13 protein-coding genes are annotated in these 16,928 nt (G+C 45.5%); all 13 read left to right on the top strand.

Translation table 11 applies throughout. From position 1 onward, the window contains the following. The first annotated feature begins 3 nt into the window (after positions 1-3). The 13 genes from BIW53_RS05775 to BIW53_RS05715 all read left to right on the top strand — a co-directional run bounded on the left by BIW53_RS05775 (position 4) and on the right by BIW53_RS05715 (position 16,894). A complete protein-coding gene (locus BIW53_RS05775; protein WP_070990911.1) occupies positions 4-534 on the top strand; it encodes a hypothetical protein in 531 nt (176 codons plus the stop codon). A gap of 75 nt (positions 535-609) precedes the next feature. Then, the gene (locus BIW53_RS05770) at positions 610-1,446 is read left to right on the top strand and encodes a baseplate assembly protein (protein ID WP_070990910.1); all 837 of its coding nucleotides are present in this window, start codon (positions 610-612) and stop codon (positions 1,444-1,446) included. A 7-nt stretch (positions 1,447-1,453) separates the two neighbouring features. Beyond that, positions 1,454-2,389, top strand: coding sequence for a phage tail protein (locus BIW53_RS05765; protein WP_070990909.1), 936 nt, complete (start codon positions 1,454-1,456; stop codon positions 2,387-2,389). Positions 2,390-2,488: 99 nt separating this feature from the next. Then, complete coding sequence (locus BIW53_RS05760; RefSeq protein WP_070990908.1) at positions 2,489-3,037, top strand: phage tail-collar fiber domain-containing protein; 549 nt, start codon at positions 2,489-2,491, stop codon at positions 3,035-3,037. Positions 3,038-3,046: 9 nt separating this feature from the next. Further along, entirely contained in the window at positions 3,047-6,505 is a 3,459-nt protein-coding gene (locus BIW53_RS05755; RefSeq protein WP_070990907.1) for a hypothetical protein, read from the top strand. A gap of 292 nt (positions 6,506-6,797) precedes the next feature. Next, on the top strand, positions 6,798-10,037 hold the full coding sequence (locus tag BIW53_RS05750) for a hypothetical protein (protein WP_070990906.1): 3,240 nt from the start codon (positions 6,798-6,800) through the stop codon (positions 10,035-10,037). A 10-nt stretch (positions 10,038-10,047) separates the two neighbouring features. Continuing rightward, entirely contained in the window at positions 10,048-10,839 is a 792-nt protein-coding gene (locus tag BIW53_RS05745; RefSeq protein WP_070990905.1) for a DUF4376 domain-containing protein, read from the top strand. 89 nt (positions 10,840-10,928) lie between these two features. Further along, complete coding sequence (locus tag BIW53_RS05740; RefSeq protein ID WP_070990904.1) at positions 10,929-11,411, top strand: hypothetical protein; 483 nt, start codon at positions 10,929-10,931, stop codon at positions 11,409-11,411. Between the two features lie 9 nt (positions 11,412-11,420). Further along, positions 11,421-13,412, top strand: coding sequence for a DUF4815 domain-containing protein (locus BIW53_RS05735; protein WP_070990903.1), 1,992 nt, complete (start codon positions 11,421-11,423; stop codon positions 13,410-13,412). After that, positions 13,412-14,650, top strand: coding sequence for a hypothetical protein (locus tag BIW53_RS05730; RefSeq protein ID WP_070990902.1), 1,239 nt, complete (start codon positions 13,412-13,414; stop codon positions 14,648-14,650). The genes BIW53_RS05735 and BIW53_RS05730 overlap by 1 nt, the downstream gene beginning before the upstream one ends. 9 nt (positions 14,651-14,659) lie before the next feature. Continuing rightward, complete coding sequence (locus BIW53_RS05725) at positions 14,660-14,977, top strand: hypothetical protein (protein WP_070990901.1); 318 nt, start codon at positions 14,660-14,662, stop codon at positions 14,975-14,977. Positions 14,978-14,986: 9 nt separating this feature from the next. Then, on the top strand, positions 14,987-16,360 hold the full coding sequence (locus BIW53_RS05720; RefSeq protein WP_070990900.1) for a hypothetical protein: 1,374 nt from the start codon (positions 14,987-14,989) through the stop codon (positions 16,358-16,360). Positions 16,361-16,369: 9 nt separating this feature from the next. Further along, positions 16,370-16,894, top strand: coding sequence for a hypothetical protein (locus BIW53_RS05715; protein WP_070990899.1), 525 nt, complete (start codon positions 16,370-16,372; stop codon positions 16,892-16,894). Positions 16,895-16,928 lie beyond the last annotated feature (34 nt).

The raw sequence follows: 16,928 nt of genomic DNA, 5'->3' as shown, positions 1-16,928 counted from the left end.
TAAATGCAAACAGTTTATTTATATGATGAACAGCGTCAATATGCAGGAATGCAAGTTTTAGAGCATGATAGTTTTCGTCCTGCCCGTTCAACACCTATGGCCCCCCCAAAGCTAAACGAGCATGAGGTAGCGGTGTATGCGGGAAATGACCGTTGGTGTAAGCAAGTTAAACCTCGCTTGTCGAAGGCGGTGCTCTCAAATGTCGAGGTGGCCTGCGAACATGCGCAGTTGGTGGGTAACATCTGGTGGTTGCCAAGAGGTCAAGCCTTCACGCTCAGTGCCCATGTGAGCGACTTGCCAGATACCCAGTTAATGGTGATGGTCGAACGGGTTGTTAACGCAGAGCAACCGGTGGATGACATGCGTTTTGTGGCAAATGTCGTTAATGGAGTACTCACTATGCAAGGTTGTTTTGAGCTCAGTGGCAACTATCTAATTACCGCGCAGCGACTCAATGCGGGGCTTGAGCGCATTGGTGCATCATATCGCTTTGTCTTTGAAGCGCTTGAATTCGATGCTTACGTACCACAATAAACTAATTCAGTTTTATAAACACACAGTATTTCAGCCCTTAACCATTGGTTGAGTCAAACCTTAGGAGTCTGATCGATGAGTACCCATATCGATTTAAGCAAACTCCCTGACCCCAACATTATCGAATCACTCTCTTTTGAAGATATTTATGAAACACGCAAAGCGCGTTTTATCTCGCTGGCGCCTGAGTTTGCTCAGGCGCTTGAACTTGAAAGTGATCCCCTTAATGTTTGGTTGCAGGTAGAGAGTTATCAAGAACTATTACTACGCCAAAGGATCAACGAAGCGGCGCAGTCAAATTTACTGGCGTTTGCTAAAAGCACTGATTTAGAGCACTTAGGTGCTTTTTATGGCGTAGAACGTGTGGCGAACGAGTCTGATGATGAATATCGCACACGAATTCGAAACAATACCATAGCGTCCAGCACCGCAGGCAGTGCGGAGCACTATCGCAATCACGCAATTAATGCCGCGCCCAGCGACATTAACGATGTGTCGGTATTTAGCCCTGGCAATGGCGAGGTGATCATCACCATCTTAGCTAAGGACCTAACCAAGGCTGCAGCAACGCTTGAGAAAGTAAAAACAGCGGTTACCGATGATGCGGTAAAAATGTTGACTGACAAACTCGAGATTAACTCGGCGCAATTGGTTGAGATTGACGTCACAGCAGATGTTTATCTCCAAGATGACACGCCACGTTCGGTGTTTGATGAACTAGAAAGCGCCCTTCGTACCGCTTGGCAACAGCAAGCACGATTGGAGTGGGATTTAGCGCCCAGTTGGATAGCCGCTCAGCTGCATAAAAAAGGGGTGCGGCATGTTGATATTCACAGCCCTTCGGGTTTACAAAAAATGAGCCATGCCCAGTGTGCTGTGCCGGGGAATATAACGCTCACATTACGCACATGAGGTAGTGATGCAACAACTGTTACCCCCCAATCATAGTCCGCTGCAACTAAAAGGCTTACGCAGCCAGTTTTCGGTCGATGAATATAGTAATGCCATTAAGCAGCTTACCAGTAACAAAGCGCATCCACATGATGCGCAGCTCATGTGGTTAGTGTGGGAGTATGGCCTTGAAAGCATTTTGCCCTATAGTCAGGACTTAAGGAAAACCCTCAAAGATGGTATCGCATGGCAGCGAATTCGCGGTACGCCGAAAAGTTTAACAACGGCGCTCGGCTGGCTCGAGTTGAATAAAGCTCAAATAGAAAATACACCGCCAGAGCGACACTATTACACCTATCAAATAGACAGCGGCGATATCCCCGGTGATGATAGGTTGGCCAAAGTGGTTAAGCTCGCGCAGTTATCTGCCCCAGCACGTAGCCAGTTGACACGTGTTTATCACGATTACGATATTCGTAACCAGACACTATCAGGGCCACGATGTAGATTTGGCCATATTCTTAGTGATTACTCTGGTGTGGTGTTTACTCATCAAGACAATCAATTGGTTAAGGCCAGTTTTGGTCGTACCTTGCAGGTAACCCATGATGCCAGCCCAGAGCAAATCGCTTTTGGTCATCAGCGCAAACGCAGCCAGATCAGTGAACACCTAGATAAGTTAGAAGAGGGTCGCTACTGCTTAACCACCAGTGAGCCTTCCAAATTACCGACAACTTTGGTGCATGGTCGCATTCACGCTTATCAGCGAACGCTTGCGCAACGAGTGTGGCTTGGCCCGTGGCATGATCGCTGGCAAAACGCGCAGTGGCAATCGCAACAACTGTGTCGCGTACAGGTTAACCACGTACGTACATTGAATGTACCATCTCTTGCCTTTTCTGGTGCCAGTACAGGGCGCTTAAACTTTGGCCGGTTAAACCTCAACGGCACGTCATCCAGTTAATTTCAACGGCCGGCCTATCTTCACTGACTTTAGCTAGCGTTTTCTTACCTTTGTCATCATGCAACTGAATTAAGTTGCCAACCTTTATTGGAACAAACTATGAGCAACCCAACCACATTTACCCCTGTAGTGTGGACTGAGCAAGGCCTGAGTAAGTTACTCAGTGCCTCGCAACAGGGTATTAGCATGGCAATCACCCATGTATCGGCGGGTGATCAAAGCTATACCCCCAGTGCCACCCAAACTGCGCTGCGCAACGAGCAACAAAAAGTGCTCATTGGTGGTGCAGAGATTTTAAACAGCAACCAACTGCGCTTTAGTGCTTTATTCGACGGCCCGAGTGAATACCCAGTCAAAGAAGTGGGTATTTGGTCAGATTCCACCTTAGTGGCGCTCTACAGTGTCGCCAACGAGCAGCTGAACTACAAGGCCGCCGATGCGGCTTGGTTGGAAGTATTTACCCTCAATGTATCGACTTTACCCAGCCAAAATGTGACCTGTTCGGTCGGGGTTAACAACGCCAATATCTTTCTAACCGAAGAGCTGCTTACCATGACCTACGCACAAACCCTGCAAAGTAAAAACCTCATTAAACAAGCACATCAAAATATGCTGCTCAATTTACGCCTTCGAAAAGCTGGCTTATAAGGAATCAATATGACTTTAGAATCAAAAATTGCCGATATTAATAAGCTGGTGGCCGAACAGACCGCCGAATATTCTAAGCTAACCGGTGAGATCACCGCAGGGTTAACGGAAATCGACACCGTTGCCCAAAATATGGCTGCAACTCATACGCTTATCAAAGACAACCATCAGGCGATTAATGATTGGCAAACCAAAACCGGTAAAGTCACCTTAAAAGACTTAAACGGTCAAAGCTATCAAGTTGATACTTTGCCAAGCCTGATTGGTGAGGCACAAAAAATCAACCCACACCCTGAGGTGATGACTAAGGCCCAGTTTGATGCACTGCGTGAAATGCGTAAGCAGCAATATGCAGGCTCAGGGTTTGTTGAGTGGGGAAGACATAACCGAGGAACTGCAACAAAAAATGTCAACGTTGGGATATGGCAATATATTTCTCAAACCAACATCAACGCTATAATTATGGGGGAAGCGTCATCCAATGCCCATGACGGTATTTCTAGTTCATTGTATCCAAAAGTTTTAGTAGATAATGTGATTCACCATGTATCTAAAGTGGCACATGCATCGACGCAAAACCTTTTGAAGTTTCCACCTGCCCCCGATGGCAGCAAAACTTATGACTCTGCAAAGGGTATATTGACTGAACATGACAGTCCAGCCAGTGCGTTTGAAGGGCAGTTCGTTAATGGCTCACTACGTTTAGGGGACACCACTGGATGGAAAACCTACAGCACATCTTCAGAGCTAAGTATTGTTGATGGTAGCTTACAAAGCGTATCAACGGGCAACCAATATCCAGCGGCTGCCATTAATGAAGTCGGGCTTAACTTTCCTGTTGGTACTCGGGTGCGTTTTGAGTTTAGTGTGACATCAGGGCAGGTTAAAACACTTCGCTACTCATCATCAAACTTAGGCCATCAAAACATCAAAACCTTGCTGACAGATAAAGGAATGGGGCGATACACGGTTGAGTATATTGCTGATCATAGTGCTCACTACATCTGGTTTGAGCATGACAATGCCCCAGGCAACGTACTACAGATCAATAATGTATCGGCAATGCCTGTAACCGAACAAGTTGTTACCTCGCGCAAAGACTTGGTCTTTTTAGAGTCTTGGCATGAAAAAATTGCTGATAAAGATGTGGTGTATCCGCTGGGCAATGTACAGTATGGCGCTAGCGCCTACGAGGGCATTACCCTTGCCAATACGCTTGTTGCTCAAGGTTATTCAGCGTTCGGCCAATGGGATAGCAGTACCAAAGGCTATGGCGTCAAATGGTCAACACTTTCTGATGTTAATCGCGTTAAGTTTTTAAAAAATCCTCAGCATAACATTTACTACGACCCAGAAGCCAAAGCCTATATTCAGGTGCGGTATCGTATTCGTGTTGTGGAGGGTAAAGGAGACAATTGGACGCCAAATACCGTTAGAGCAAATTTTGACGCAGTAATAATGGGTTACCGATATGGTCCAAATGCAGAGCGAATTGCTGTTCGAGGTGCAAGAATAAATAATGAAGATTACTCAGTTGATGGCAATAATTTCTATCACAACAAAGCGTGGACTTCTTTGCCTACGGCGAATATAAACGCCGAAGCAGATGCTCACGTCTGGATCCAGCGCAATTTTGGGGAGTATGTGTCTCACAACAATACCGCACGTGCTGTTCCAATCGCCCTCGTTCAACGCCTAAACCAAGGGGTTTTTCATCCAGTCTATAACCCCAGTGGCACTGCTTCACCGGCAATAAAATCGGTTAACGGAACGGTGACTTCAACCACAAGCTTGTCAGGTATATTGAATGGCTCAAATATCACTTCTGCGTTAGAGTGTTTTGTACAATCAGCAGACTATGGAGAGCCTTTTAGAGTAGGTCGATATGGAGAAACCGGCAAAATTGGCTTTAGTAGTGGCTATAACGGAATACGTCCATGGAGTGATAAATATCACGATACCATTTACTCAGGTCAAGTAGAAGATTTACGCTTAAACGCCAATAAGCAAGATGTAAATCAACTTCGTGAAGAAACAATACGTAAAGCGGTTGCTGGTACATTGCGGGGTAAAGATAGCAATCTGTTCACCAAAATAGAGAAGTTTATCTCATTTACCAAACAAAGTAACACTAGGTATCAAGGTACAAGTTCAGTGAACCCCTCACCATGGCGGCTTATTTTTAATGTGAGTGACTCATCAATAGGTGCAACGAGCAAAGGGTTTAATGGCTATAAAACAGGAAGACATAAACCCAACGGGAGCTGGGTACTATATAAGGGAGATAATGGAAAGGAATTAATTTCTGCTTCTATCGTCCATGGTGCTTATGAAAATAATGAACATTACTTTTTGCCATGGATCCCTGATGACGTTAATGGTTCCGTGATAACGCCACAAAGACAAATGGCTATGGACGAAATAGATAGCTTATTTCCAATAGGTACAAAAATAGACGTTTACTTAATAGATGCGGTGGAATTGTCAGCAGAATTTGACTCACTCCCTTGGGTCGATATTATCGGCCACCCAGAGCGAATAGCAGAGACTTTCCCCGACGGCGTGGTCGGTCAGTGGATCCCACAGTTACCAAATGGTGGCAGTCAAGACTTCAAGCTCAATCGAAAAGCAAGTCAGCCCTTAACTTGGGCAATGTCACTGGATGATGGCAGTAGCTGGAGTTCGGGTAGTTTGGCTATTAACAGTACAAAAAACGCCTATGTGTCTCCTGTTGAAGCGGCGCGTGTTCAACTTATTTATTATTGTGCTGATGCGGGCTTTACTGCGCCAGCAGTTAATTCACAGGTGTTAGGAGCAGTTGGGGATGTTTGGCTTGGCAATGACGCACGCAGCAATTTTGGCGCTCGATTACAGCAGTCATTAACATCTAGTATTGCCACAACAGTGTCGTATACCAGCAATACCTATGTTCCTCTTAACGCTAAAAACTTGCTTGATGAAAAGTTGATTAAAGATGAATTTCCACAGCACGCAGTGCCGCCGTCTTTGGGTGGTGTCAAAGGCGCTTATGCTTGCAAAGCACTGCCGAGCATCACAAATTACAGAGGTTTATTATATATGCAGTTTCATGGTGCCCAGTTGCAACTGGATAACATCGAGCCCACGTTAGTTTTAGGCAGCGATAAAGTGGGTCTTGTTGATGACAAAGCTTACATCAAGATAGCGACAAGCCATATGCAAGGCGTGTATCAAAAGGTACGAAACTTCGGAACTTCAAGTTATGACAGTTACCTACAAGCTGGTGATTTAGTGGCTGACCAGCATGGCAATATGGTCTCGGTAGCGACTGGTTTGGTGCATTATCGCAAAGTCACCATCACAAATTGGGGTGATGACCAAACTATCCCTGTGATAGACAACGAGAATGTTAAAACCGACCTTAACGGCAACACAATGAAGGTATTTTGCCATCACACCCTATTGCCACTGGGTATTGCCAGTCACTAACTAGCAAAATTCTTTTCTAAACAATGAGTGAAATAGAGACATAACCAAACGCGTGGGTAGTACCAACTGCCCACAGGGCAAACTTGACCGATATTTTTTCCGTTATCTGGTTAAAGTGTCGTTATTGTGGGCAAAGCTAATAACCCTTGCCCACAGTTTATGCCCGAACGCGCTCGCGTTTTGGTTCAATGGTTGAATTTCGTCTGTTGGAAGCGAAACTAAGCCTTCTATTTTAATCGTTGGATGTATGACTTTTTAGCAACGGCTATAAAGCCATACAAAGGAAAGGGAAATGACAATCGAAGCACAAATTACTCAGTTGCAGCAAGCTGCCGCTGAGCAAACTGATGCCAGTTTAAAACTGGCCAATGATGTAGTTGAGAGTATTAATGAAATCGACCAAGTAAAGGTCGATATCACGCAAACACATGAGCTTATTAAAAGTAATCATCAAGCCATTAATGACTGGCAGACCAAAACCGGTAAAGTCACCTTAAAAGACTTTAGCGGCCAAAGCTATCAAGTGGATACACTGCCAAGCTTGATAGGTGAAGCACAAAAAATTAGTCCACATCCAGAGGTGATGAGCAAAGCTCAATTTGATGCGCTACGTAAGTTACGTAAGCAGCAGTTTGCGGGCAGTGGTTTTATCCAGTGGGGTCAGCATTGGGCCAGCGCCGGTGCACATCGAGTTGTAAACCAAGGAATGTGGGAGCAAACCGATGGTTTGCTGTATATGGGCATTAACTCGAGCTCTACAGGACAAGGGGATTCTGCCACAAAATACCCCGTTGCTTTGGTAGATGGTGTTGAATTACGCATAGACTATGTTGCAAGAAACACCAACTGGTGTGATATACGCTTTCCATCGGCCCCAGATGGCACCAAAATCTATGACTCAGCAACTGGCAAGGTAACGCAACATGCCAGTGCAGCTGAGGCGTTTAACGAGAAAAAAAATCAGCACCCAAATGCCATTCATTCAGGTAATTATGATGTGAATTTGGAAGAGTTTAACGTTGAGCAGACCGCAGCGGGGGGATTATATTTTGCTAATAAAACATCGGCAGGTGAGCATCAGGTTGAGATCAAATTTTCAAGTAGTATTGATACGACCGTTGAATTGCGAGATGCGAATGGCACGGTAGGTGATACGCCGCTGATAAGAATGCTTAATGTTGCAGCCAATACCCCGCAAACGGTTCGTATCAATCAAGAGTTTTCGGGTTCTGGCGTATATTTTCGCCTTCCATTACCTCAGGCTGGACAAAAGGTCACTATTCATAGCTGGCAAACGCTGCCAAGTTCAGAGCAAGTGATCACCTCTCGTAAAGACTTAGTCTTTTTAGAATCTTGGCACGAAAAGATAGCTGACAAAGATGTGGTGTATCCGCTGGGTAATATGCAATTTGGTGCAAGTACATATCAAGATATACCACTGCTAAACAACCTCGTCGCGCAAAGCTATTCAGCTTTCGGTGAATGGGATCAAAACACCAAAGGCTTTGGCGTAAAGTGGTCAACACTTTCAGATGCTAACCGCGTTAAGTTTTTAAAAAATCCTGAACACAATATTTATTATGACCCTGAAGCTAAGGCGTATTTTCAAGTTAGGTATCGAATAAGGGTGATAGAAGGATGTGGAGCCCAATGGAAAGGGCCGTTGAGTGTAGGCACTGTTACCGACAGCTCTGTTATTCGAGATGTTTACCCACACTGTTTACGCTTGCAAGGGTCTTTACCTTCGGTTGAAGCGATAGGTCCAGATAATGGTATGTTGGCTTATACTGGGGTGAGTAAATATCGTGATAAGGATAATGGCGCATGGGGTAAAAGAGCACATTGCCAAGCAATCCCCATTGCTCTTGTACAACGTTTAAATCAAGGTGCCTTTCATCCTGTTTATAATCCGTTGGGAACAGCGATGTTGCAGTTTAAGTCTGCACCGCAGTCAGAGCAATACTGGTATCACGCAGATGTTGTAACACCCAAAAACACGCTAGATTGCTTTTTGTATAGTTCACAAACGAATGGTGGTTCAATAGCACGGGGCGCTACATTTTCGGGGCGTCCTGATCAATATAAGTACCACGATGCTATCTATGCAGGACAAGTTGAAGATTTACGCCTAAATGCTAATAAGCTAGATAGAAACCAACTACGAGAAGATGCGTTAAGTAAAGCCGTATCAGGGACATTGCGAGGAAAGGATCTGGTTTACTTCAGCAAAGTGAATCCGACGGTGAACATCGACATATCACAGCGTGATATTGTTGTTTCAGAGACCTATCCTACGCTTAAAGTAATTATAGAAGTAACCCAGTTTTATGAAAGTAGTCGCTCTGTTATCTCACCCGTTGGGTTCGATCAATATCATGTATTGAACGTAACTCAGGGTTGGATATCAACAATAGATAAAGATAAATACCCAGTGGCTTTTGATGAAAGCTCAGCTGGGCCAAGACACATCTATTTTGAAGCGGATAAACCGATTGCGTCTACTGATGTGATTCAAATTGTGTTTTCCAAAAAGCTGTCGGCTGAATTCGACTCACTTCCATGGGTGGACATAATCGGTCACCCAGAACGTATTGCGGCCACATTCCCTGATGGCGTTGTTGGCCGGTGGTTACCAAGTCTAGAGGATGGACGCAAGCAACTGAATAGAAAATTAGTGAATGGCTCAGATGTTAAAGTCATATGGACGCTTGATGACGGTGTATCTTGGCAGTCGGGTGCTCAACAAGTAGATGTAGTGAGTAACACGACAGATCCATGGGTTATTTCGAATGGCTCTGTAGCCTTACTGAGTTATCAAACACTAGCTAACTTTACTCAGCCAAACAACGTGTTATCAATCAAAGGCAGCATGAGTAACGTATACGCTACACAATCTCATCGATTAGACTACGGAAACCGTTTGCAATTTAGTCTTAATAAAACAATCGGTACTAGAGCGAATAGTCCGCACTTTCAAGAAGAGCTTGTAGTGACCAAAATAGGCAAACACTATCCGTCAAGTAAACTAACTTGGACCAACAGGGCTGGTGATGAGCCAAGGCATGCGCCGCTTAGTCTAGACAGTCAAGAAGAGCCGTCCAGTGCGGTTAAAATACTAAGCACAATAGTAGAAAAAAATGGCTTGCTGTATTTGCAGCTTAACGGAACTGAACTGCAATACGATAAAAAACCGATAATTGATATTTCTGAGAGTTCAACAGAACCGAAAACGGCATACGGCGTTTATCGTCTGATTGACGGGCCGCTTAAAGGTCGACTATTAAAACGAATGCACAGTACAGCAACGGCGGTGCCTTTTAACGACGCTGACTGGTCAATAGATGATATTGGTTTGAAATATCGCACCAATACGGATTACTCATTTAAGTTTTTCAGCGATAGCTTTAACTGGGGCGATGACCAAACCATACCAATCATCAACGGTGAAAACACCAAAACCGATTTAAATGGCAACACAGTCAAAGTGTTTTGCCACCACACACAACTTCCGCTGGGTATTGCCAGCCACTAAGGACAATTTTATGGAACAAACAAACGAGCAGACTGCTTCAGCGGTCGAAACAACTGTGCCTGACGCTCAGCAAACAGAGCAACAAGTATCTCCAAGCAGCACCACTTTGGAGGTTGAAGCTACTTTTGAACAGCCACAAATGAGTTATGAAGATGTACTTACCAAAATAGCACTTCGCCATCCTCAGGAGCAGGTCGAACAGGCGTTGCAACAAGCCATTGAGCAGGAGCAAGCGGCTTATACAGCGGCTTATCAGCAGTGGGAGCTAGATGTTGTCGAAGCCCAAGAGCAACGCCAAGAGGCGCTAGCATACAATGCGAGTCTTAATGAGGGGAGCGAAGGTGAGGCGGTGGAAGTGCCAGAACTGCCAGCGGCCCCACAAATTGATATGTCGCTGCGCAGAGCCTGCTATCGTAAGGAGTATGTGGAGGTTGACTTAGCTTTGAGCACTGAACAAGCTCCAGCACGTACTGAGTATGATGACGACGCCTGCGTGGTACGTTTTTACCCGGCAACTGAAGCTCATTCACAAGAACAGATTGCCATGGTTAAGCGCGAGCGTTTTAAGCAATCACGTAGCGCGTTGCTCGCGCAGCAAACGGTAGAAGTTGATGGCATGATGTTTGACGCCGATGAGCTGAGTCAACAGCGCATGGCACGCAAGTTATTGGTGATGGAAGAGCAGAGTTTAACCTCTTGGGTACTGGCAAATAATGATGTTGTACAAGTGAGCAAAGAGCAGCTATTTAGCGCTTGCAAACTCGCATCAGAGCAACAAACCGCGTTGTGGATAGGCGAGTAACGCAGATAAAAACGCAATGAAAAACCCGCTTAGGCGGGTTTTTTTATGCATGTTACTTACACATTAATGAACATTGATAGGAGTACAGGGTGGCTATACTAACCCGCGCTGGGCGCATAGAACTCGCCAATGCGATAAAGCAAAAATCTATTTATTTAGCCTGGGGTCAAGGCGCAATTGAGTGGGATACGCAGTTGCCCTCTGAGCCCAGTACCAGTACAGAACTCACTTCCGTTCTTGGTTATCGCGAAGCCACACGTGTGCTTTATTGCGAAGCAGATGAACAGGGTGAAATACAAGTCCCTAATGGTCGCTATAAAGTCGTCAATCATCCAACCCCTCACCTTTATTGCCAATTTAATTACGACTTTAATGACGGGTTATCAAAATCAATCCGTGAGTTGGGTCTGATGGTGGGGACAGTGCCTAAAGCCGGCACTCCTTCAGGGCAGTTGTATTTTCAACCAGAAGACATCGAACAACAAGGCACCTTGCTGCTGTTAGAGCATCGCCCTGCGATTTATCGCGACCAAGGGGTACGTGAGTCTTTTGAATTTGTAATAAGCTTCTAAGGGAGCATTATGCAAGAACATATATACAATCAAATTGTGGCAGAGCATCCAGATTTTTATCAAAAATTTGATGCCTCAAAACAATACGAGCAAATACTATTTCGAGCTGGTAAAGGGCTGCAAAGCCGTGAACTCAATGATGTGCAATGTCAGGTTAGTCATCAGTTAAAGGGCGTTGCCGATGCGCTACTTAAAGATGGTGATATTGTCGCAGGCGGAGGGGTCAGAATAGAAGCGCAACAAGCTCGTGTTGCGCAAGCATCCGTTTACATTCGCGGTGCAGTGCGTCAGCTTGCGGAGCGATCATTTGACTTTGACACCAGTGGTGATGCGATCATTGGTGTATTGCTAGATAGTGAGGTTATTACCGAGCAAGATGACGGTGAACTACGAGACCCCGCGGGCGGTAACTCGCCAATGCTATCGCAAAACTATAATGAAGCGGGCGCTGCACGACTAAAAGTGACTGCGCGCTGGGGGTTATTAACACAGGCACAAAGTACTAACACAGAGTTTTATCCTGTGTATCAAATTAATCAGGGCGTGTTGGTTATCAAGGAGGCTCCACCAGAGCAAGATTCAATTACACGTGCGCTGGCGCGCTATGATAGAGAGTCTAATGGCGGCAATTATGTCGTTGAAGGACTAGGCTTACACTACATTAAAACCGCTGAGAATAACCAACACTTTAGCTTACAGGCTGGCAAAGCGCATATTTCGGGGTTTGAATTAAGCTATGCAACAGCACTGCCGGTTTCATTTTTGTATGACCCTGATGTACAAAGCATCAAAACCGAAAAAGCCGAGTTAAGTGATGTACAAGATGCCAGCTCGCCAATCAAATTTGACTACCCTCCGGTTAAACAAGTTGAGCGTGTTTATGCGGTGGTGCGTAAAGTAGCGATGCTCACGCGTAGCGACCAACTTCAAGACAGTTTTCCAAATACCAGTGTAGATACGGTCGAACAGATCTCTTATCAAGATAAAACTTACGTTGAACATGACGATTATGAGTTTGAGGGCAATCATATTGTTTGGAAACTTGCGGGTGAACGCCCGCCTGTTGGCAGTAGCTATCAGGTTACTTATACCCATGGCACCAGTGTTCCAATCACATTTAACAGTACCCACTACAGCATTGATAAGTCATTTATAGACAGTGGCAATGAGGTTTTACCAGAGCAAATTCGTGTCGATTATCAGCGATATTCACCGCGTATTGATTTGATAGTTTTAAATGCGCAAGGGCAGGTTAAACGCATCAAAGGGGCCTCTGTATTAGAACACCCAGAGCCACCTCATGTACCTGAGCAGCATTTACCCTTGGCATATGTCTATCAATATTGGGGTGAGTCAGTACCGCGGGTGGAGTCTGTTGCGATTCATTCTCTGAGCATGCTGGATTTACAAAATATGCAAAGGCAGATAGGTGATTTGTACCAATTGCTTGCCATTGAGCGATTGCGAAATGATGCCAACAGCCAAGACCCTGCAAGTAAGTACGGGGTGTTTGTGGACCCATTTCTTGATGATGACTTGCGTGACCAAGGCCAAGAACAAAACGCAGCCATTATTGATGGTGAGCTAACACTGCCAGTTGATGCCATCGTCAGCACGCTCAATGCAAGTAGCACTGAGTTATTACCCTATGAACTTGAAGATGTGCTGACTCAGCCAAAACGCACAGGACAAATGAAGGTTAACCCTTATCAAGCGTTTGAGCCTGTTCCAGCAGAGGTTACTTTATCGCCTAATGTGGATCACTGGACAGTCACCACACAGCGTTGGAGCAGCCCAATCACGAGACGTTTCAACCGTGGCGGTGGTCGTATTCGCAGAATTAGCACACGAGTTGAGACGCAAAGAGTGGGTGTACAAACCCAGCAAGTGGAATTTTTACGCCCACGGACAGTACAGTTCTCTATCTCAGGATTTGGCCCAGGAGAGCAACTTGAATCTGTATTGTTCGATGGCATTACACTAACCGCGGAGGAGATCTAATGGTTCAAGCCGATTCAAGTGGTCAGTTAACAGGACGCTTTACCATACCACCGCAAAGCGAGGTGCAGATCCCAGCGGGTACAAAATCCGTTATTTTCCAAGGTGAAGGCGGCTCAAGAGGGACAGCCACCTATACTAGTAGTGGTCAAATTCGCACAGAAACGCTGGCGCAGGTTACCACCATTACCACCGAGCGCTTTGACCCACTGGCACAAACTTTCACATTACAGCAAAGCCGATTTATAGCCGCGGTCGAGCTGTTCTTTACTGCCAAGGGAGAAGAGTCAGTACAGGTGCAAATTCGTGAAGTTGTACAAGGTATTCCAACGCAAACCGTGTTGGCGCAAAGCCGTGTTCAAAGCAGTGCTATTTCTTTGACTGATGCCACATTATTTAGCTTCACACCGGTGCTACTACAGTCTGGCCAAGAATACGCCATTGTGGTACTGACCGATGGCGCAGCCCATGAAGTGGCAATAGCCGAACTTGGAAAATATGACCAACAACATGGTTGGGTAACCAGTCAGCCTTATCAAGTTGGGGTACTACTGTCTTCAAGTAACGCCAGTACTTGGACACCACATCAGGATAAAGATCTGACCTTTAACCTTAAGGCTGCCAAGTTTACCAGCACACAACGTACGGTCAATTTGGGTGATATATCAGTTACTCAAGCCTCTGATTTAATGGCGCTTGCCGTTGTGCAAAGACCAAGTTCAGACACATCGGTGAACTTCACTCTAACGGGTACGGGGGGCAGTAGTGCGGATAGTTTTACCCTAGAAAATATTCAAGAGTGGACGCCACAGCAGCTAACCAAGAAGTTTAACGGCAATGTTAATGTGCGCGCCACATTATCAGGTTCTAGCACATTGAGCCCGGTATTATTTGCGGGAAGCCAGTGCGCGGCGGGCGAAGTCATGCTTGGTGCAGATTACATCAGCCGTCAGATCAGCTACCGCGTTGGCGGTCGATTTACGGTAAGTTTTGAGGCGGTATTACAAGATAGCGCCACTGTAGAAGTACAGCTTGAACAGGACGATGGTAGCTGGTTAACCGTGCCCTTAAGTGTACAGCACAGCAGTGATAATGGCTGGCGACAGTATGATTACGTACATAGTTTTGCCCCATCTTCAGAGCAAGACCCAGCTACCAAAGGCACGCGGGTTAAGCTTCTGCTCGTTGGCACGGCTGCTAATCGTCCCCGCATCGCGAATCTGCGCGCATTTTCAACCTAAGGAGCGAAGATGACCGTTGAAATTAACACACCTCACCGTTCGTACCCTCTGCCACACCAAAGCAACTTACTCGAGCAAGATGTTTTAAGACTGATCAGCGCACTTGGTAAAATTGATGAGGATATGGCTGATCAGATACAAGCAATAGCTTTGCAACAACACGCTTTGCAAGTTCAGCAGCAGAAACTGGAGCAACAAAAACTCGATACCACCGAAGCTTTGGCGGCAATCGTACAGACCATGAGTGAACAGCGCGCTGAACACTCAGAACTTCACCGTAAACAAAAAATCAATCACCTACTAGGTGAGTCTTTATACCCACTCTAAGAGGACATTATGGCAACCATCAATAACGCCATTCAGGAAATGGTCGACCATTTAGTGACCAAAATGCGCAGCAATGAAAAGCTCAGCGCAGAAGAGCAAACCTTAGTCAGCAATGCCATTCAAAAGCTCTCAAGCAGCGCTAATTTAGAGGCCGCCCTAGTGGCGGTGGCAGAAGAGCATTTGGATGACGCGACGGATACGATTAATAATGCCAGTGACTTGGTTAAAGAACTACAAGCTAAACTGCTTGAGCAAAGTGCGCATTTGAGCTTGCTGCCTGGTCTTGAGGCTAAGTTTAATGAAATTACTGCAAACCTTGTGGCCAATGTTGAGCAAAGCTTAAGTAATTTACCTGACAGGCTGATAGACCCTACGTACCGTCTAGGTGAGCCAGAGTTTAGGCTGGATTACTACGATAATACCGCCGCAGAAATAGCCAGTGGCTCCCAAGCGTTTGGTGCATGCCATATGCTTAGCATGGCGAATTATGATGCTGGTACCTTCAGTGTGTATTACGACGCGGGGACTCGTGTGGGCACTGCTAACCCAGCCGCTATTGTAACAATTGACGCTAAAGGGGATGTCGCAAAAGCTACAAGGATCCCTGCGCTAGTGCCATCGGATGGTACTGCGCAAATCGGTATGTTTGTATTACCAGATAACAACACCACCTTGTTTAGCTATACAGCCAGCTCTAAGCAGTTAACAACTTACAAGGCGGGGAGCTTTACCGTTGAGTCGCTACAAGAGCTAGATTACTTTAAGCTATATCAAGACAAAGATAGCAAAAAGTTATATTCGGTAGATGCGGGCATCTTACATGAGTTTGATGGGGTAAACTGGGTACAAAAGGTGGCACAAACGTTTGTCAGTGAAAGCGCGTTTGAGAGCTGGGCCATCAGTAATGGTTTATTACCACTGCATACGCAAACCATCACACCCACTAGTGTCCAGCAAGCAATTAATGCGCAAACAGGTTTTGGTACAACGTTTTCTGCGTTACCTGTGACAAGGCCACCTAATCGAAAAGAGCTGGCGGTTCACAATAACGAATATCATGATATGCCCGTCATTACCCAGCAGAACTTGGTTCGTTATAACGAGGGTTTGGTTAGTGGACAAACAACAAATTATGCTATTACTAGGAGCTTTAAAGGTAGGGTTCACTTACCAGCGTTTGGGAATACTATTAGGGCAACGTTGGAGTCCGTGTCTCCAAGTAATAACAATAGTACAACCGCCGCATATCACGGGCACGGTCATCCACAATTTATCGCCTACTCACCTATTCATAATGCTTTACTGGTGTATCAGTACTTTCAGTTCTATTACAGCGGAAGCAACATAAAAACCGATTCATTGTCACGCGTTTACTTTGCTTAAGGAGCCTTTATGTTTAACTGGTGCAATCAAAAACAAGCCATTAAATTAAATGGCACTTATTTACTCACTCACCCTGAATCTGGACAGCGCTGGGAGTCCAAAGAGCAAGCACAGCTTTGGTATTCACAGTATCATGCAGAGCAACAGCAAAAGGAACTCGCTGAACAGTCACAAGAGCCGGTATTAGCCGACGTTCAATTGCACTCCGTTGCGGGAGCAATTAAAGTGCCCAGTGATCTTACATCGCAACAGGTAATAAAAGTTACCGTGGAGGAGGGGCAAAGTGTCACCTTGAGCGGTCAATTGGACATTGCTGATGAATCATTTTTGTTGCCTGTACTGCGCGATGATGGTCGTCGAATTTATTTTCCAATTGAAGTAAGTGGTGGTCAGTTTAGTGCGACTTTTAACTTTCCTACGTCTGGTCGCTTTGAAGTATTCTCTGCGTTACTAAATGAAGAGTTTATGGAGCCACGGTTTAGCATCAGCCACATTACATTCTATGTAGTGCGAGCGGTGCAAACTGCGAGTTAGTTTGGGTGAATGAGATACTGATTTTTAAAACCGG

The organism is Pseudoalteromonas byunsanensis (assembly GCF_001854475.1).
GTDB classification, from domain to species: domain Bacteria; phylum Pseudomonadota; class Gammaproteobacteria; order Enterobacterales; family Alteromonadaceae; genus Pseudoalteromonas; species Pseudoalteromonas byunsanensis.
This window is presented reverse-complemented; position numbering and strand designations above follow the sequence as displayed.